16 protein-coding genes are annotated in these 18,140 nt (G+C 71.7%); 14 read left to right on the top strand and 2 right to left on the bottom strand.

Annotated elements, in window-relative coordinates; genetic code table 11:
- The first annotated feature begins 120 nt into the window (after positions 1-120).
- From leuC to ASF75_RS04445, 6 genes are all read left to right on the top strand, one after another.
- A complete protein-coding gene (gene leuC, locus ASF75_RS04470; RefSeq protein WP_056068985.1) occupies positions 121-1,578 on the top strand; it encodes a 3-isopropylmalate dehydratase large subunit in 1,458 nt (485 codons plus the stop codon).
- The gene (leuD, locus tag ASF75_RS04465) at positions 1,578-2,174 is read left to right on the top strand and encodes a 3-isopropylmalate dehydratase small subunit (protein WP_017887141.1); all 597 of its coding nucleotides are present in this window, start codon (positions 1,578-1,580) and stop codon (positions 2,172-2,174) included. Before leuC ends, leuD begins: the two co-directional genes overlap by 1 nt.
- A complete protein-coding gene (murA, locus tag ASF75_RS04460; RefSeq protein ID WP_031259726.1) occupies positions 2,174-3,541 on the top strand; it encodes a UDP-N-acetylglucosamine 1-carboxyvinyltransferase in 1,368 nt (455 codons plus the stop codon). Before leuD ends, murA begins: the two co-directional genes overlap by 1 nt.
- 5 nt (positions 3,542-3,546) lie before the next feature.
- A complete protein-coding gene (locus tag ASF75_RS04455) occupies positions 3,547-4,371 on the top strand; it encodes a lysophospholipid acyltransferase family protein (RefSeq protein WP_017887143.1) in 825 nt (274 codons plus the stop codon).
- A 79-nt stretch (positions 4,372-4,450) separates the two neighbouring features.
- Positions 4,451-5,464, top strand: coding sequence for an NAD(P)H-dependent glycerol-3-phosphate dehydrogenase (locus tag ASF75_RS04450; RefSeq protein ID WP_031259730.1), 1,014 nt, complete (start codon positions 4,451-4,453; stop codon positions 5,462-5,464).
- Between the two features lie 59 nt (positions 5,465-5,523).
- Complete coding sequence (locus ASF75_RS04445) at positions 5,524-6,606, top strand: D-alanine--D-alanine ligase family protein (protein WP_017887145.1); 1,083 nt, start codon at positions 5,524-5,526, stop codon at positions 6,604-6,606.
- A gap of 9 nt (positions 6,607-6,615) precedes the next feature.
- Here ASF75_RS04445 and ASF75_RS04440 read toward each other — a convergent pair whose 3' ends face one another.
- On the bottom strand, positions 6,616-7,098 hold the full coding sequence (locus tag ASF75_RS04440) for a DUF3515 family protein (RefSeq protein WP_017887146.1): 483 nt from the start codon (positions 7,096-7,098) through the stop codon (positions 6,616-6,618).
- A gap of 24 nt (positions 7,099-7,122) precedes the next feature.
- On the opposite strand from ASF75_RS04440, the gene thiL reads away from it, so the two are divergent.
- The gene (thiL, locus tag ASF75_RS04435) at positions 7,123-8,118 is read left to right on the top strand and encodes a thiamine-phosphate kinase (protein ID WP_056068982.1); all 996 of its coding nucleotides are present in this window, start codon (positions 7,123-7,125) and stop codon (positions 8,116-8,118) included.
- A 93-nt stretch (positions 8,119-8,211) separates the two neighbouring features.
- Here the strand turns inward: thiL and ASF75_RS04430 are convergent, their stop codons facing one another.
- Entirely contained in the window at positions 8,212-8,772 is a 561-nt protein-coding gene (locus ASF75_RS04430; protein WP_017887148.1) for an RsmD family RNA methyltransferase, read from the bottom strand.
- 98 nt (positions 8,773-8,870) lie between these two features.
- Between ASF75_RS04430 and ASF75_RS04425 the strand changes: the two genes are divergently transcribed.
- From ASF75_RS04425 to ASF75_RS04395, 7 genes are all read left to right on the top strand, one after another.
- The gene (locus ASF75_RS04425; RefSeq protein ID WP_056068980.1) at positions 8,871-11,099 is read left to right on the top strand and encodes an ATP-dependent DNA helicase RecG; all 2,229 of its coding nucleotides are present in this window, start codon (positions 8,871-8,873) and stop codon (positions 11,097-11,099) included.
- Positions 11,100-11,137: 38 nt separating this feature from the next.
- Positions 11,138-11,623 (top strand): pantetheine-phosphate adenylyltransferase, encoded by a 486-nt coding sequence (coaD, locus tag ASF75_RS04420; protein WP_056068978.1) that lies wholly within the window; start codon positions 11,138-11,140, stop codon positions 11,621-11,623.
- A gap of 93 nt (positions 11,624-11,716) precedes the next feature.
- The gene (locus ASF75_RS04415; protein ID WP_017888274.1) at positions 11,717-12,301 is read left to right on the top strand and encodes a YceD family protein; all 585 of its coding nucleotides are present in this window, start codon (positions 11,717-11,719) and stop codon (positions 12,299-12,301) included.
- Between the two features lie 55 nt (positions 12,302-12,356).
- Positions 12,357-12,560: a 50S ribosomal protein L32 gene (rpmF, locus tag ASF75_RS04410; RefSeq protein ID WP_017888273.1), complete on the top strand. Its 204-nt coding sequence runs from the start codon at positions 12,357-12,359 to the stop codon at positions 12,558-12,560.
- A gap of 13 nt (positions 12,561-12,573) precedes the next feature.
- Entirely contained in the window at positions 12,574-13,299 is a 726-nt protein-coding gene (rnc, locus tag ASF75_RS04405) for a ribonuclease III (RefSeq protein ID WP_017888272.1), read from the top strand.
- 4 nt (positions 13,300-13,303) lie between these two features.
- Entirely contained in the window at positions 13,304-14,275 is a 972-nt protein-coding gene (mutM, locus tag ASF75_RS04400; protein WP_056068976.1) for a bifunctional DNA-formamidopyrimidine glycosylase/DNA-(apurinic or apyrimidinic site) lyase, read from the top strand.
- A 31-nt stretch (positions 14,276-14,306) separates the two neighbouring features.
- On the top strand, positions 14,307-18,083 hold the full coding sequence (locus ASF75_RS04395; protein ID WP_056068974.1) for an AAA family ATPase: 3,777 nt from the start codon (positions 14,307-14,309) through the stop codon (positions 18,081-18,083).
- The last annotated feature ends 57 nt before the right edge of the window (positions 18,084-18,140 follow it).

The following is an 18,140-nucleotide window of genomic DNA, read 5'->3' as shown; positions in this document are numbered from 1 at the left end:
GCGACGGCGGGGTGACGGGCCCGCCACGGGCGGGGTGCCGCGCGTTGGTATACCAATGGTAGAGTCGCCTGATCGTGCCGCGGTCGCGGCGCAACGACGAGGACGAGGAGGGCCGGGCTCATGGGAAAGACGCTCGCCGAGAAGGTGTGGGACGACCACGTCGTGGTCAAGGGTGAGGACGGCAACCCCGACCTCCTCTACATCGACCTCCACCTCGTGCACGAGGTGACGAGTCCGCAGGCGTTCGACGGCCTGCGGCAGGCCGGTCGGCCGGTCCGTCGCCTCGACCTGACGATCGCGACCGAGGACCACAACACCCCCACGCTCGCCATCGACCGCCCCATCGCGGACCCGACGAGCCGGATCCAGATCGAGACCCTCCGTCGCAACTGCGAGGAGTTCGGCGTCCGCCTGCACTCCCTGGGTGACAAGGAGCAGGGCATCGTCCACGTGGTCGGCCCGCAGCTCGGCCTCACCATGCCCGGCATCACCGTGGTCTGCGGCGACTCGCACACCAGCACCCACGGGGCCTTCGGCGCGATGGCCTTCGGCATCGGCACGTCCGAGGTCGAGCACGTCCTCGCCACGCAGACCCTGCCGCTCAAGCCGTTCAAGACGATGGCGATCACGGTCGAGGGCACGCTGCGCCCCGGGGTGACGGCGAAGGACATCATCCTGGCCGTCATCGCGAAGATCGGCACCGGCGGCGGCCAGGGCTACGTGCTCGAGTACCGCGGCTCCGCGATCCGCGCGCTCTCGATGGAGGGGCGCATGACGATCTGCAACATGTCGATCGAGGCCGGTGCCCGCGCCGGCATGGTCGCCCCCGACCAGACGACCTACGACTACGTGCAGGGCCGCGACCACGCCCCGACCGGTGCGGACTGGGACGACGCCGTCGCCTACTGGGAGACCCTCGCCACCGACGACGACGCCGTGTTCGACGCCGAGGTGTTCATCGACGCCGACGACCTCGAGCCCTTCGTCACCTGGGGCACGAACCCCGGCCAGGGCGTCTCGCTGTCCGAGAACGTGCCGGACCCGTCGAGCTACAGCGACCCCAACGACCAGGCCGCAGCACGCCGAGCCCTGGAGTACATGGACATCACCGCCGGCACCCCGATGAAGGACATCGCCGTCGACGCGGTGTTCATGGGGTCCTGCACGAACTCGCGCATCGAGGACCTGCGGGCCTTCGCGTCGATCATCAAGGGCCGCACCAAGGCCGACGGCGTCCGGGTGATGGTCGTGCCCGGCTCCGCCCGCGTCCGGCTCGAGGCCGAAGCCGAGGGACTCGACAAGGTGTTCACCGAGTTCGGCGCCGAGTGGCGGTTCGCCGGCTGCTCGATGTGCCTCGGCATGAACCCGGACCAGCTGGCACCGGGGGAGCGCTGCGCGAGCACCTCGAACCGCAACTTCGAGGGGCGCCAGGGCAAGGGCGGCCGTACGCACCTGGTGTCGCCGCTCGTCGCCGCGGCCACCGCGGTGCGCGGCACGCTGTCGAGCCCGTGGGACCTGGAGACCGACGACGAGATCGCGGCGGCGACGTCCGCCACCGCCACCGAGGGGACCTTCTGATGGACAAGATCACCACCGTCACCGGCATCGCGGCCCCGCTCAAGCGGTCCAACGTCGACACCGACCAGATCATCCCCGCGGTCTACCTGAAGCGCGTCACGAAGACCGGCTTCGAGGACGCCCTGTTCTCCGGGTGGCGCCAGGACCCCGACTTCGTCCTGAACCAGGAGCGCTACCAGGGCGCCCGCGTCCTGATCGCCGGCCCCGACTTCGGCACGGGGTCGTCCCGCGAGCACGCCGTCTGGGCGCTCCGTGACTTCGGCTTCTCGGTCGTGATCTCGCCCCGGTTCGCGGACATCTTCCGGGGCAACGCCGGCAAGCAGGGCCTGGTCACCGCGATCGTGACCGAACCGGAAGTCGAGCGGCTGTGGGCCGTCATCGAGGCGAACCCGGGCGTCGAGGCGACGGTCGACCTCGTGACGCAGCGCGTGTCGCTGGGGGATGTGGACGTCCCCTTCGAGATCGACGCTTACACTCGTTGGCGGTTGATGGAAGGGCTCGACGACATCGGGCTCACCCTCCGTGACGAGACCTCGATCACGGAGTTCGAATCCCGCCGCTCCAGTTGGCGGCCGAAGACATTGCCGGTGAAGTAGTGAACTCTCTCGTACAGGACGCAGCGGCCGCAGGGGCGCGCGTGGGCCTCACGTCGGACGAGATCGTCATCCGCGGGGGCAAGCCCCTCGTGGGGCGCATCGAGGTCCGTGGGGCGAAGAACCTCGCGACCAAGGCCATGGTGGCGTCGCTGCTCGGTGACACCCCGTCGATCCTCCGTGACGTGCCGGACATCTCCGACGTCAAGGTGGTCCGCGGGCTGCTCGAGGTGCACGGCGTGCGCATCACCGATCCGGCACGAGGCGAGCTCATCCTCGACCCGTCGCGCGTCGAGTCGGCGCACTTCGCCGAGATCGACGCCCACGCCGGCTCGAGCCGCATCCCGATCCTGTTCTGCGGCCCGCTGCTGCACAAGCTCGGCGAGGCGTTCATCCCCGACCTCGGCGGCTGCCGCATCGGCGACCGCCCGATCGACTTCCACCTCGACGCCCTCCGTGCCATGGGCGCGGTCGTCGACAAGCAGGTCAACGGCATCCACCTGACGGCCCCGGACGGCCTGACCGGCGCCTCCATCGAGCTGCCGTACCCGAGCGTCGGCGCCACCGAGCAGGTCCTGCTCTCGGCGACCCTCGCCAAGGGCGTCACGGAGCTGCGGAACGCCGCGATCGAGCCCGAGATCATGGACCTCATCGCGATCCTGCAGAAGATGGGCGCCATCGTCTCGGTCGAGCCGAACCGCGTCATCTTCATCGAGGGTGTCGAGTCGCTCCGCGGCTACACGCACCGTGCGATCAACGACCGCAACGAGGCCGCGAGCTGGGCCTCTGCAGCGCTCGCCACCAACGGCGACATCTTCGTCGAGGGTGCGAACCAGCAGGAGCTCATGACGTTCCTCAACGTCTTCCGCAAGGTCGGCGGCGGGTTCGACATCCAGGAGGACGGCATCCGGTTCTACCGCGAGCTGGACACCCTGAAGCCCGTGGTCATCGAGACCGACGTGCACCCCGGCTTCATGACGGACTGGCAGCAGCCGCTCGTCGTCGCGCTGACGCAGGCCGACGGCCAGAGCATCGTGCACGAGACCGTCTACGAGAACCGCTTCGGCTTCACCGACGCCCTGAACGAGATGGGTGCCGACATCGTCGTGCACAAGGAGGGGCTCCCCGGCCACGACCGCCGTGTCGCCCGCCGACCGTTCGAGCAGGCTGCCGTCGTCACCGGGCCCACGAAGCTGCACGCCGCGAACGTCCGCGTCCCCGACCTGCGCGGTGGCTTCAGCCACCTCATCGCGGCGCTGACCGCCGAGGGCGAGTCGCACATCACCAACGTCGGCATCATCAGCCGCGGCTACGAGCACTTCATCCCGAAGCTGCGCAAGCTCGGCGCCGACTTCGACTTCGCTGGGTAGGCACCGTGCGGGCTGAAGGCAAGGGCGACGGTCTGGAGGCCCGTGGCGGCTCCGACGCGCAGGTCGCGACCGGCATCCCCGTGCGTGGGCGCCGGTGGCGCCGCGGCGAGCTGAACACCGCGTTCCGCATCGTCGCCTCCATCGTCATCCCGACGTTCCGGTTCTCGGCGCGCTACCACTGGCACGGCCCGAACCGCCTGCCGGCCGAGGGCGCGTTCGTGCTCGCGCCGAACCACTTCACGAACATCGACCCGCTGGTCGTGGGCACCGCCGTGTACATCTCGAAGCGGGCGCCGCGGTTCCTGGCGAAGGCGTCGCTGTTCACGGTCCCCGTGGTCGGCAAGCTCATGTCCGGCATGGGGCAGATCCCGGTCGAACGCTCCGGCCGGACGCGTCTGAGCGACCCGCTCGGCGGCGGCCGGTCGCTCGTCGAGCAGGGCGGGGCGATCATCGTCTACCCCGAGGGCACGCTCACGCGCGACCCGGACCTGTGGCCGATGCGCGGCAAGACGGGCGCGGTCCGGATCGCGCTCGAGAACGACGTCCCGATCATCCCGATGGCCCACTGGGGCACGCAGAACATCATGGCGCGGTACGGCAAGAAGCTCCGGCTGTTCCCGCCGTCGCGCGTCGACGTGATCATCGGCGACCCGGTCGACCTGTCGGCGTACCGCGGTCGGCCGATCGACCAGCAGATGCTCGGCGAGGCCACCGAACTCGTCATGCGCGAGATCACCGCGCTGCTCGAGGTGCTCCGTGGTGAACGGGCACCCGCGACCCGCTGGGACCCGGCGGCGAACAACCAGAAGGAGACCGGCCGGTTTGAGTGACCTCCGCCCCCACGACGACCGACCCGACCCCGCTGCGGCGGCTCCCGGGGCCTTCGACACCGCTGCGATCCGGGTGGTCATGCAGTCGACCGACAAGCCCCGGGTGGCCGTCATCGGTGCCGGCAGCTGGGGCACCACGTTCGCGAAGGTGCTGGCCGAGGGCGGTGCGTCCACCGTGGTGTGGGCCCGGCGCCCCGAGGTCGCCCGCGAGATCACCGAGACCAAGCGCAACTCGGACTACCTGCCCGGCATCAACCTGCCGCGCACGCTGACCGCCTCGACGTCCCTCGAGCGCGTGCTCGACGGTGCCTCGCAGGTGTACGTCTCGGTGCCCTCGCAGACCCTGCGCTCCAACCTCGCCGCGATCCGCGAGCTGCTGCCCGCCGACGTGCCGGTCGTCAGCCTGATGAAGGGCGTCGAGAAGAGCACGGGGCTGCGGATGAGCGAGGTCCTGCTGCAGGGCCTCGGCATCGACCAGGACCGCATCGCCGTGGCCAGCGGCCCGAACCTGGCGCTCGAGATCGCCCGCCGGCAGCCGACCGCCGCCGTGGTGTCGTCGTCCTCGCTGGAGACCGCCACCGACGTCGCCGCCGTCGCGACGAACCCGTACTTCCGGTCGTTCATCAACACCGACGTCATCGGCACCGAGTTCGGCGGCGTGCTGAAGAACCTCATCGCCGTCGCGATCGGCATCGTCGACGGGGTCGGCTACGGCGAGAACACCAAGGCCTCGATCATCACCCGCGGCCTGGCCGAGATGACCGACTTCGCGGTGTCGCTCGGTGCGCAGTCGTCCACGCTGTCCGGGCTCGCGGGCCTCGGCGACCTCATCGCCACGTGCCAGTCGCCGCTGTCGCGGAACAACACCGCCGGGCGGCTGCTCGGTCAGGGCTACCGGTTCGACGAGGTCGTCCGCCAGATGAACCAGACGGCGGAGGGGCTGGCCTCGGTCGCCCCGATCCTCGAGCTGGCCGCGGCGAACGGTGTCGACATGCCCATCGTCAGCCAGGTCGGCGAGGTCCTCGCCGGTAGGCTCGATCCGCGCAACATCGCGCCGCACCTCACCGAGACCGACGAGCCGCAGGGCGAGTGACCGGTCCCGCACCGAGTCACGAAGGGACTCCCGTGCCCACGATCCCCGAGGGAACCCCCATGCCCAGGACCACCGTCGCCGTGCTCTTCGGCGGTCGATCGAGCGAGCACGAGATCAGCTGCGTGACCGCAGGCGGCATCATGGACGTCGTCGACCGGTCCGAGTACGACCTGGTGCCGATCGGGATCACCCAGGACGGTGCCTTCACGCTGCAGTCCGACGACCCGGCGCAGTGGACGATCCGCGACGGCGCGCTGCCGACCGTGCCCGACAACGGCACGCGGATCGCGTTCCCGACGTCCCCGGCCACGAACGAACTCGTCGTGTCGCACCCCGACGGCACCGTCACCGCGATCCCGGTCGACGTGGTGTTCCCGATCCTGCACGGCCCCTTCGGAGAGGACGGCACGATCCAGGGCCTGCTCGAGATCGCCGGGCTGCCCTACGTCGGCGACGGCGTGCTCGCGAGCGCCCTGGCCATGGACAAGCACGTCGCCAAGGCCGTGCTCGAGCACGCCGGGCTGCGGGTCGCCCCGTGGACAACAGTGCTCCGCCGGCAGTGGGCGGCCGACCCGGTCGACGTCGCCGAGACGGTCGCCGCACACGGCTGGCCGCTGTTCGTCAAGCCGGCCCGAGCGGGATCGAGCATGGGCGTCTCACGCGTCGACGACCCCTCGCAGCTGGGTGCCGCCATGGACCTGGCGTTCGAGCACGACTCCAAGGTCATCATCGAGCCGCGGGTGATCGGCCGCGAGGTCGAGGTGGCCGTGCTCGAGGGGCGCGACGGTGCGCCGCGGACGAGCCTGCCCGGCGAGATCGTGGTGGCCGAGGACGGCTTCTACGACTTCGCCTCGAAGTACCTGGGCGGCGACGAGTCGCTGCTCTGCCCGGCCCCGCTGACCGAGGCGCAGACCGACGAGATCCGCTCGATCGGCGCGCGCGCGTTCGAGGCCATCGGCGGTTCGGGCCTGGCCCGTGTCGACTGCTTCCTGACCGACGACGGCTTCGTCGTGAACGAGGTCAACACGATGCCGGGCTTCACGCCGCTGTCGATGTACCCGCGCTGCTGGGCGGCGTCGGGCGTGTCCTACGGCGAGCTGGTCACCGAGCTCATCGAACTGGGTCGCGCCGCCGTCCGCTGACCAGGTCGGTCAGCCCTGCACGTCCGCCGGGTCGAGGCACTCGTGTCCGTCCTTCGGCAGCGACGACACGGCGTCGGACAGCTCCTGCACGACCGACGTGGTCTTCGTCGAGTCGACGACGACCTGCACGGCCGGCGACCGTCCGAACGTGGTGAAGACGACCTGGTCGCCGCGGTCGTCGCGGATCCAGTCGACGCCGCCCTGCGAGAAGCACGGCAGGTCGGACACGGTGGGCACGGCGACGCCGCAGTGGTAGATCGCCACCTCGGGGTCGCCCCAGGCCGCCGTGGCCTGTGCGTTCGTGTTCCGCAGGTCGAACTTGGAGCCCACGGTCGCGGGCAGTCGGACCTGCACGGCGGCACACGCTGCGGCGTCGGCCGACGGCGCTGCGGTCATCGAGACGGCGTTCGTGCACCCGGTCAGCCCGGCGGCGAGGGTGATCACGACCCCGACGATCGCGAGGGTTCGAGGGGTGCGGCGCGCGGTGTCCATCGCCGTCCAGGCTACCGTTCTCGTGTGGACGCGACGGACGACGCCTGGACCGGACCGACGGTGGGGGAGCTCGGCGAACTCGTCGTCCTCGACCGGATCACGAGCCGCCTGCCGACCGGGACGCCGATCCTCGGCCCCGGTGACGACTGCGCGGTGGTGGCAGCACCCGACGGTCGGTTCGTCGTCACGACCGACATGATGGTCCACGGTCCGGACTTCCGGTGGGCATGGTCGTCGCCGACGGACGTCGGGTGGAAGGCCGCCGCCACGAACCTCTCCGACGTCGGGGCGATGGGTGCGGTGCCGAGTGGCCTCGTGATCGCCCTGGCCGCGCCGCAGGACACCCCCGTCGCGGTCCTCGAGGGCATCGCCGACGGCTTCCGGCTCGCCGTCGACGCGCTCGCGCCGGGGTGCGGGGTGGTCGGTGGGGACCTCTCCACCTCGGCCACGTTCACGGTCACCGTCACCGCCTTCGGGGACCTGCGCGGCCTCGCACCCGTGCTGCGGTCGGGCGCCGGGGTCGGTGACGTGCTCGCGGTGTCCGGCGAGACGGGTCGTGCCGCACGTGGGCTGTCCCGGCTGTTCCGCGACGGCGTGGACGACCGGGGCGAACCGGACCGCGCAGCGACCGTGACGAGCGGCGCCGACACGGACCCCGACGTCGGACGGCAGCGTCGCCCGGTCCCGCCGATCGCCGACGGCCCGCTCGCCGCGCAGACGGGGGCCACCGCGATGCTCGACCTGTCGGACGGCCTGGCGATCGATGCCGGCCGGATGGCACGCGCGAGCCGCGTCACGCTGGAGATCGACGCCGAGGCCGAACTCGACGACGCCGCGCTGCACGGCGGCGAGGACCACGGACTCCTCGCCACGTTCCCCGCCGACGTCGTCCTGCCCGGGGGCTTCCGCCGCATCGGCGTCGTGCGGGAGCGTGGCGACGCAGACCTGTTGCGCGCCGGCTCCCCGGTGCCGACGACCGGCTGGGACCCCTACGCCGACTGGGACGGCGCCGCCGGCTGACCCGATCCGGTCGGTGCACGACCGTGTTGCGACAGGACACGCGTCGTTCGACACGTGCACTGTCGCAGAGCGCGTGCACAGGCGCACCGCGCCTCAGTCGGCGGCGACGGCCTCCCACGCGACGGTCTCGCCGTAGCTGCGCTTGCTGAACGGCGCGAGCCCCGTCGGCCAGGTGGGTTCGGGGGAGCGCTTGCTCCGCTCGACCACGACGACGGCGTCGGGAGTCAGCTTCGGCGCCAGCGCCTCGAGCACCTCGGCGAGCTCGTGCTCCGTGACGTCGTAGGGCGGGTCGATGAACACCAGGTCGAAGGTGCGGACGGTTCCGCGCAGGTACCCGAGCACGGGCTGCGGCTGCACGTCGATCCGGACACCGGGGATCCGCTGCTGCACCGCCTTCGCGTTCGCCCGGCACGCCTGCGCCGCTGCGGACGCCCGGTCCACCAGGACCACCTCGACGGCCCCGCGCGATGCCGCTTCGAGTCCGAGCGCGCCCGTGCCCGCGTACAGGTCGGCCACCGACGTGTCCTCGACCAGTCCCCGCGCCTCGAGCGACGAGAACAGCGCCTCACGCACGCGGTCGCTCGTCGGCCGGGTGCCGGACTTCGGCACGCGGAGCGTCAGGGAGCCGGCGGCGCCGGCGATGATGCGGGTCATGCAGCCACCGTATCGGCCCGGCGGGTCCGTTCCGGCGTTCTCCACAGGCCCACTCGGGAGGCGCGGGTGGGGTCGGTCGTGCCCGGTACCGTTGGACCGTGGTCACCTCCGGAACCCCCGCTGCGCCGGCCGCGCCCGACCTCGGTCCGGCGCCGCTCGACGCGCGGCTCGCGAACGTCCTCGGCGGTCGGACGGCGACCGCGATCGAGAAGGCCTTCGGCTACCGCACGGTGGGGGAGTTCCTCGAGCACGCGCCGCGTCGGTACGCCGAGCGTGGTGCGCTGACGGCCCTCGACTCGCTCGCGATCGGCGAACCGGTCACCATCGTGGCCGAGGTGGTCGACGTCCGCGAACGCACCATGCGCGCGCGTCGTGGCTCCATCCTCGAAGCGAAGATCGGTGACGGCAAGGGGCTGCTCACCCTGACGTTCTTCAACCAGGGATGGCGCACGAAGGACCTCGTGCCCGGCGCCCGCGGCATCTTCTCCGGCAAGGTCAGCGACTACCGCGGTGCCCGGCAGCTCGCCCACCCGGACTACGAGCTGTTCGACCCGGACGACCCACGGGCCACCGCCGACCCCGGTTCCGACGAAGCGATCCGGTGGTCGCGCCAGCCGATCCCGATCTACCCGGCGACGGCCTCGCTCACCTCGTGGCAGATCGCGAAGTCCGTCGGCATCGTCCTCGACACCCTGCCGGACCTGCCCGACCCCGTGCCCGCGTCCGCGCGGTCCCGGCTCGACCTCGTGCCGTTCCGCCGGGCTCTCGAACTGCTGCACCGCCCCGAGAAGGTCGCCGACTTCAAGCGCGCGCAGGACGCCCTGCGCTACCGCGAGGCGTTCGTGCTGCAGACCGCCCTGGTGCAGCGCCGGATCGCGGCCCGTCGCACCGCGGCGACGCCGCGCGTGGCCGCTCCCGGTGGCATCCTCGAACGCTTCGACGCCACCCTGCCCTTCACGCTGACCGACGACCAGCGTGCCGTCGGTGCCGACATCGACCACGACCTCGCCCGTACCTGGCCCATGCACCGCCTGATCCAGGGTGAGGTCGGTTCCGGCAAGACCCTCGTGGCGATCCGGGCCATGCTCACCGTGGCCGAGTCCGGCGGGCAGTCCGCGCTCATCGCCCCGACCGAGGTGCTTGCGGCGCAGCACCTGCGGTCCATCGTGAAGTTCCTCGGTCCGGACCTGGCGGCCGAACTCCGACCGGTGATCCTGACGGGGTCGCAGTCCACCGACGAACGCCGTCGTGCCCTGCTCGCCGCGGTGTCGGGCAGCTCACGGCTGGTCGTCGGCACCCACGCCCTCCTGGGCGACCGGGTGGACTTCGCCGAGCTCGGACTCGTGGTGGTCGACGAGCAGCACCGCTTCGGCGTCGAGCAGCGCGAGGCCCTCCGCACCAAGGGCACGACCCCGCCGCACGTGCTCGTGCTCACGGCCACACCGATCCCGCGCACCGTCGCGATGACCGTGTTCGGCGACCTCGACGTCTCGACCATCACGGGCATGCCGTCGGGGCGTGCCGGCGTCGAGACCTTCACCGTCCCGCTCGCGGAGCACCCCGGCTGGGAGCCCCGGATCTGGTCGCGGATGGCCGAGGAACTCGCGAAGGGCCGGCAGGCGTTCGTCGTCTGTCCAGCCATCGACGACGCCCACACCGAGGACGACGGGGAGCCGGAACCCGCCGAGGCCGAGGCCGACGCCCCGAAGCGCGCTCCTGCGACCGTCCTCGCCACGGCCGAGCGGATGCGCACCATGCCCGCGCTCGAGGGGCGCTCGATCGCGGTCCTGCACGGCCGGATGACCGCCGACGAGAAGGACCGCGTGATGACGTCCTTCGCCGCCGGTGACCTCGACGTCGTCGTGGCCACGACCGTGATCGAGGTCGGGGTCGACGTGCCGAACGCGGCGATGATGGCGGTCCTCGACGCCGACCGGTTCGGTGTCTCGCAGCTCCACCAGCTGCGCGGTCGCATCGGCCGTGGGCAGTGGGCCGGTGTCTGCCTGCTCGTCACCACGGCCGAGCTCGAGACCACCTCGCGTGAGCGCGTCGAGGCGGTGGCCGCCTCGGACGACGGCTTCGAGCTCGCCCGGATCGACCTCGAGCTCCGACGCGAAGGCGACGTCCTGGGTGAACGGCAGTCCGGAGGGCGGTCCTCGCTCAACCTGCTCCGGGTGGTCGAGCACGCGGACCTCATCGTCGACGCGCGCGAAGAGGCCGAGCGGGTACTCGAACCCGACCCGGAGCTCGAGGGGTCGCCGGCCCTCCGCGACGCGCTCGCCCGGCGCCTCGACGAGTCCGACGCGGCGTTCCTCGGCAAGAACTGACCCGGGGGCACGACGGCGCGCGCGGTATCGTCGCTGCCATGGCGCAGATCGCGGTGGTCCCCGGTTCCTTCGACCCCGTCACCCTCGGGCACCTCGACGTCATCGGCCGCGCGGCCGGGCTCTTCGACGAGGTGCACGTCCTCGTGGTGCACAACCCCGACAAGAAGCCGGCGATGTTCGAGGCGGTCGACCGGGTCCGGCTCATCCGGGACTCGCTGGTCGAGGTCGGCGCGCCCGGGACGGTCACGGTCGGTGAATGGACGTCGGGCCTGCTGGTCGACTACTGCCGGCAGGTCGGCGCGAAGGTCCTGGTGAAGGGCGTGCGGTCCGGCGAGGACGTCGCGTACGAGACCCCGATGGCCATCATGAACCGCCACCTGGCCGACGTCGAGACGGTGTTCCTGCTGCCCGAGGCATCGCGGGCGCACGTGTCGAGCTCGCTCATCCGCCAGGTGTCGTCCCTCGGCGGCGACGTCACGCCCTACGTGCCGAAGAGCGTCGCGGACGCCCTCGCGGCCCGCTGAGCGTCCCCGGGGCGGCACCGCGTCCGGACACGCCTGTCGCCACCTCGACTCTCGGCCTGGATCGCGCTAGGCTTGTCGATCGTGTCTTCCCCCGTGAACAGCCCCTACGCCCTGCGCGTGCGCGACCTCGCGCACCGGCCGGGCGAGATGCGCGAGCACTCGCTCGACATCGAGGTGCCCGACGCGATGGGGGCCGGTCTGATCGCCGTTCGCCAGGGTGCGGAACTGCGGATCGACGTCAAGCTCGAAGGCCTGCACGAGGGCGTCCTCGTGTCCGGGCACGCTTCAGCCGACGCCGCGGGGGAGTGCTCGCGCTGCCTCATCGACATCAGCGAACCGATCGAGGTCGATTTCGCCGAGCTGTTCGCGTATGATGCCTCGGAGGATTTCGACTTCTTCGTTCGCGATGACCACGTGGACACCGAACAGGTCGTTCGAGATGCGGTGGTGCTGTCGCTGCCGTTCCAGCCGGTCTGCCGACCGGACTGCCCAGGACTCGACCCGGTGACGGGTGAGCGTCTGGCCGACCTCGGCGAGCAGCCCGCTCGTCAGGTGATCGACCCCCGGTGGGCAGCGCTCAGCGGGATCGCTCTCGACGACAGTGCTGCAGGATCCACCGACGGTGACACCACCGCACCGAAGACCACCGAGGGCGAGGAGCGGGCCGAGACCGAGTAGGTCCCGACACCGCCAGCCCCCGTTCCGACCACCGACCAACCGAAAGAGATTCACCATGGCCGTTCCCAAGCGCAAGCAGTCCCGTGCGAACACGCACGCCCGTCGTTCGCAGTGGAAGGCCACGCCGATCCAGCTCGTCAAGACGATCGAGAACGGTCAGGTCACCTACAGCCTCCCGCACCGCGCGAAGGTCGTCGAGGACTCGGCCGGCACGCCCCTGTACATGGAGTACAAGGGCCGCAAGGTCGCCGACGTCTGATCGGACCGAACGCATGACGACAACGTCCGGCGCTGCGGGGTCTCGCCCCGCGGGGCCGGACGTCGTTCGTCTGCAGGGCATCCTCGGGGTCGACATCGATCTCGAGCTGCTCCAGCTCGCCCTGACGCACCGCTCCTACGCCTACGAGCACGGGGGCATCAAGCACAACGAGCGCCTCGAGTTCCTCGGGGACTCGATCCTCGGCCAGGCCGTGACCGTGAAGCTCTACCGGTCGTTCCCCGACCTCGACGAAGGTGACCTCGCCAAGCGTCGAGCGAGCCTGGTGTCGACCGTGGCGCTGGCCGAGATCGCCCGGATGATCGGGCTCGGCCGCTACCTGCGCCTCGGCAAGGGCGAGGAACAGACCGGTGGGCGCGACAAGTCGTCGATCCTGGCCGACACGGTCGAAGCCGTGATCGGCGCGACGTACCTGTCGGCCGGCCCCGACCCGGCCACCGAGCTCGTGCTCCGTCTGGTCGAGCCGCTCATGATCGACCCGGACCGCTTCGGCGCCGCGATGGACCCGAAGACGAGCCTGCAGGAGCTCGCCTCGAGCCGCTCGCTCGGCAACCCGGCGTACCGCGTCACCGAGACCGGCCCGGACCACGACAAGACCTTCACGGCCACGGTCGTCCTGCAGGGCGAGGACATCGCCACCGGCACCGGGTCGAGCAAGAAGGCAGCCGAGATGGCCGCCGCGCTCGACGCCTGGACGCGGCTGTCCGGTCGAGCGGCCTGACCGCGTGCCCGAACTCCCCGAGGTCGAGGTCGTCCGCGCTGGCCTCGAACCCGCCGTCAGCGGCGCGCGGGTCCTGCACGTCGACGTGGTCGACGACCGTGCCCTGACCCGGCACGACGGCCCCGCCGAGGACTTCGCCGACCGGCTGACCGGTCGCACCATCGCCGCCGCCGTCCGCCGGGGCAAGTTCCTCTGGATGCCGCTGCAGCCCGAGCACGACGGGGACCGCCCCGAGGCACTCGTCGCCCACCTCGGCATGAGCGGGCAGATCCTGCTGGGCCGTGGTCGGCAGGCGGCGAAGCACCGGCGGATCCTCATCGACGTGCAGCCCGCGGGCACCGACCGCTCGGGTGCGCCGGAACCCCCGGTGGAGCTCGAGTTCGTCGACCAGCGCACGTTCGGTTCGATGGCGATCGACGCGATGGTGCCGACGATCGACGGAGCTCCCGCCGGGTTCGGCGGGCAGGTCGACGCGACCGACCCCGACGCCGTGTGGCGCCGCTGGGTGCCCGGGCAGGTGTCGCACATCGCCCGTGACCCGCTCGACCCCGCGTTCGACGACGACCGGTTCACCGCGATGGCCCGGAAACGTTCGAGCGGCATCAAGCGGGTGCTGCTCGACCAGGGTGTCGTGAGCGGCATCGGCAACATCTACGCCGACGAGTCGCTGTGGGCGGCGAAGCTGCACTACGACCGCGCCGCCGACCGGCTCACCCGCGCCGACCTGCGACGCCTGCTCGACGAGGTCCGCGCCATCCTGCGCCGGGCGCTCGAGGACGGCGGCACGAGCTTCGACGCCCAGTACGTCAACGTGAACGGGCAGTCCGGGTACTTCTCGCAGCGCCTGAACGTCTACGGCCAGCAGGGCAAGCCGTGCCCCCGCTGCGGCACCACGATCGTCCGCGAGGCCTTCATGAACCGGTCGAGCCACATCTGTCCCGTGTGCCAACCGCGTCCCCGTGCCCGCACGCGTTAGCCTGACGCCAACCTGAGCATCCGGAGACCGCATGTACTTGAAGAGCCTGACCATCAAGGGGTTCAAGTCCTTCGCGCAGCCGACGACGTTCGCGTTCGAGCCGGGCGTGACGTGCATCGTCGGCCCGAACGGCTCCGGCAAGTCGAACGTGGTGGACGCCCTGGCCTGGGTGATGGGGGAGCAGGGGGCGAAGACCCTGCGCGGCGGCAAGATGGAGGACGTCATCTTCGCCGGCACCTCCACCCGCGGTCCGCTCGGTCGCGCCCAGGTGCTGCTGACCATCGACAACAGCGACGGCCTGCTGCCGATCGAGTACTCCGAGGTGACGATCGCGCGCACGCTGTTCCGCAACGGCGGCAGCGAGTACGCCATCAACGGTGAGAACTGCCGACTGCTCGACGTGCAGGAGCTGCTGAGCGACACCGGCCTGGGCCGTGAGATGCACGTGATCGTCGGGCAGGGGCAGCTCGACAAGGTGCTGCACGCCACGCCGGAGGACCGCCGCGGCTTCATCGAGGAGGCCGCGGGGATCCTGAAGCACCGCCGCCGCAAGGAGAAGACCCTCCGCAAGCTCGACGCGATGCAGACCAACCTGACCCGCTTGTCCGACCTGGCCGGTGAGATCCGGCGGCAGCTGAAGCCCCTCGGGCGACAGGCCGAGGTCGCGCGCAAGGCCCAGTCGGTCGCCGCGGTCTTCCGCGACGCCAAGGCCCGCATCCTGGCCGACGACGTGGTGCGCCTGCGCCGCGAGCTGCACGACCACCAGGAGGTCGAGGCCGGCCGCAAGTCCGAGCGCATCGTCCTGACCGAACGGCTCGACCAGACCCGGGTGCGCCAGCAGCACGTCGAGCAGAGCATGGTCGGCGACGACGTCGACCGCGCCCGCACCGTCGTGCACCGGCTCGAGAGCGTGCAGGAGCGCCTCCGCGGCCTGTCGAGCCTGGCGAACCAGCGCCTGATGTTCCTGGCGCAGCAGGCCGACGCCCCGCAGCAGGGCCCGACCGTCACCCAGGAGCAGGTGGACGGGGTCCGCGCCGAGGCCGATCGCCTCGCGGCCCGTGCCGACGAGATGCAGGGCGGCTCGGCGACGACGGCCCGTGCCGTGCAGGACGCCCGGGTCGCCCTCGACGCCCTCGACGAGCGGATCGCCGCGCAGGCCGCCCGGGTCTCGCAGCACGACCTCGAGGCGCAGCGGCTCGCCAGTGCCGTTGACGTCGCGCGGTCGAAGCGCGGTTCCGCCGTCGCCGACCGTGAACGGCGGGAGCGGGCTCTCGCCGAGGCCGGGGAGCGTGCCGAGCGTGCTGCGGCGGCCCTCGCCGAACTCGGGGTCGACCCGTCCGAAGGTGTCGACGAGGCCGCACTCGCGCAGACCCTCGAGCAGGCGCGTGCCGAGCTCGAACGGGCACAGAGCGCGCGCGACGAGCAGCGCGACCGGCTGCACGCCCTCGAACGCGAGCGGGACGCCCTGGACGCCCGGGTCACCGCGCTCGGCATGTCGATCGAGGTCCGTGACGGCTCGCAGGCCCTGATCGACGCCGGCCGCGCGGGCATCGTCGGTCGCCTGGCCGACAGCCTGACGGTGTCCCCCGGGTTCGAGGCCGCGATCGCCACCGCGCTCGAGGGCCTCGCCGACGCCGTGCTCGCCGACGGCCGCGGTGTGGCGCTCGACGCCGTCGACCACGCCCGTGCCGCTGACCTCGGCCGGATCGACGTCGTCGTCGCGGACGCCGTGCCCGTCTCCACCGCTCTGCCCGCGACCCTGCCGGCCGGCGTCCGCCGTGCCACCGACCTGGTGCAGGGACCGCCGGCGCTCGCGTCGATCCTGCGCGACACGCTGGTCGCGGAGACCGACGACCTCGACCTGGAGGCCGTGCTCACCGCCGCCCCGCAGGCCACGGTGGTCACGCGGTCCGGCGACCTCGTCCGTGCGGTCCGCGTGACCGGCGGCGGGGAACGCGTGACCTCGCGTATCGAGCTCGTCGCGGAGCGCGACGACGCCGTGACCCGACGCGACGCGATCGCGACCGACGCGGAGGACGCCGCCACGGGCCTCCAGGCCGCGCGCAGCGCCGTCGAGGACGCACGCCGTCGTGCGGACGAGGCCGACGCGGCATCCCGGGCGTACACGCGGGCGAAGGCCGAGTACGACCGCACGAGTGCGTCGACGCGGGCGAAGGCGGAGAACGCCGCGGCCGAGGTCGAGCGGCTGCGCGCCGCGCTGGCGGAGACCGACGGTGCCGTCGAGACCGCCGAGGCGGCGCTGGCCGAGGCCGAGTCGGCCCACCGGACCTTCACCGAGCAGGACCGCCCCGTGGTCGACGCGTCCGAGCGCCCCGCGCTGCAGGACGCGCTCGAGGCCGCGCGCGCCGCCGAGGTCGAGCAGCGCATCCAGGTCGAGACCGTGCGCGAGCGGGTGCGCGCCGAACGAAACCGCGCCGACCAGCTCGAACGCCAGCTGGAGGCCGAGCGTGCCGCCGCTGAGGAAGCCGCGCGGCTCGCGGTGATCCGCCGCGGACAGATCCGCACCGCCGAAGCCGTGCTCGCCGACCTGCCCGGGGTGCTCGGCGCGGTCGACCGTTCGCTGGCCGAGGCGCGGGTGCAGCTGGCGACCGAGGAAGCCGAGCGGTCGAAGCGCAACACCGAGCTGCAGACGATCCGCAACGAGGAACGTGAACTCCGCGACCGCCTGCAGACCATCACCGACGGCGTGCACTCCCTCGAGATGGAGATCTACGAGAAGAAGCTGCACGTCTCCGGCGTCCTCGACCGGGCGCAGAGCGAGCTCGGGCTGACCGAGGCGGTACTGGTGGCCGAGTACGGGCCGCACGTGCCGGTGCCGGTCGACGTGCTCGTGGACCCGCGGGTGCTCGCGCGGAAGCACCGCGAGGCGGAGCGCGCAGCGGCGGCCGTCGCCGCCGACGCCGCGGGCGTGCCCGAGCCGGACCGCGCGGACGCGCACGAAGACGCAGACGCAGACGCAGACGCCGAGATGAGCACCGACGACGGCACTGACGAGCCGGCCGACGACCTGGCCCTCGTCGAGCCTGCGTCCACCCTGCCCGGCGGCCCCGCCCTGCCCGAGTTCGACACGACCGACGAGATCGACCCCGCCGACGTCGAGACCGTCCCCTACGTCCGCGCCGAGCAGGAGCGCCGGCTCAAGGCCGCCGAGCGCGACCTCGGGCAGCTCGGCAAGGTGAACCCGCTCGCGCTCGAGGAGTTCCAGGCGCTCGAGCAGCGGCACGCGTTCCTCGCCGAGCAGCTCGAGGACCTGCAGAAGACCCGGACGGACCTGCTGACGATCATCGACGAGCTCGACACGAAGATGCAGACGATCTTCGAGTCCGCGTTCAACGACACGAAGGAAGCGTTCGACGTCATCTTCCCGATCCTGTTCCCGGGCGGATCGGGGTCGATCAACCTGACCGATCCGTCCGACCTGCTGGGCACCGGGATCGACGTGCAGGTGAAGCCCGCCGGCAAGAAGATCGACCGCCTGACGCTGCTGTCCGGCGGCGAGCGGTCGCTGGCTGCGGTGGCGCTCCTCGTCGCGATCTTCACCGCGAGGCCGTCGCCGTTCTACATCATGGACGAGGTCGAGGCGGCGCTCGACGACGCCAACCTCGGCCGTCTGCTGACCGTGTTCGAGCGCCTGCGCGAGTCGTCGCAGCTCATCGTCATCACGCACCAGAAGCGCACGATGGAGATCGCGGACGCCCTGTACGGGGTGTCGATGCGGCAGGACGGCGTCTCCGCCGTCGTCGGGCAGCGGGTGCAGAAGCGCGAGCCGGCGGACGCGGTCGCGTAGGCGCCCTGGTCGCGACTGCGACAGACAGGAGGCGCGGTGCCAGCTGGCACCGCGCCT

The sequence above is a fragment of the Curtobacterium sp. Leaf154 genome (genome assembly GCF_001424595.1).
Taxonomy (GTDB): domain Bacteria; phylum Actinomycetota; class Actinomycetes; order Actinomycetales; family Microbacteriaceae; genus Curtobacterium; species Curtobacterium poinsettiae.
This window is presented reverse-complemented; position numbering and strand designations above follow the sequence as displayed.

Excerpts from the sequence above, each read along its gene's own strand:
- ASF75_RS04450 (WP_031259730.1), top strand. The coding sequence starts at position 4,451 with ATGCAGTCGACCGACAAGCCCCGGGTGGCCGTCATCGGTGCCGGCAGC.
- rnc (WP_017888272.1), top strand. The coding sequence starts at position 12,574 with ATGACGACAACGTCCGGCGCTGCGGGGTCTCGCCCCGCGGGGCCGGAC.
- ASF75_RS04395 (WP_056068974.1), top strand. The coding sequence starts at position 14,307 with ATGTACTTGAAGAGCCTGACCATCAAGGGGTTCAAGTCCTTCGCGCAG.
- ASF75_RS04445 (WP_017887145.1), top strand. The coding sequence starts at position 5,524 with ATGCCCAGGACCACCGTCGCCGTGCTCTTCGGCGGTCGATCGAGCGAG.
- leuD (WP_017887141.1), top strand. The coding sequence starts at position 1,578 with ATGGACAAGATCACCACCGTCACCGGCATCGCGGCCCCGCTCAAGCGG.
- rpmF (WP_017888273.1), top strand. The coding sequence starts at position 12,357 with ATGGCCGTTCCCAAGCGCAAGCAGTCCCGTGCGAACACGCACGCCCGT.
- ASF75_RS04440 (WP_017887146.1), bottom strand. The coding sequence starts at position 7,098 with ATGGACACCGCGCGCCGCACCCCTCGAACCCTCGCGATCGTCGGGGTC.
- ASF75_RS04430 (WP_017887148.1), bottom strand. The coding sequence starts at position 8,772 with ATGACCCGCATCATCGCCGGCGCCGCCGGCTCCCTGACGCTCCGCGTG.
- coaD (WP_056068978.1), top strand. The coding sequence starts at position 11,138 with ATGGCGCAGATCGCGGTGGTCCCCGGTTCCTTCGACCCCGTCACCCTC.
- leuC (WP_056068985.1), top strand. The coding sequence starts at position 121 with ATGGGAAAGACGCTCGCCGAGAAGGTGTGGGACGACCACGTCGTGGTC.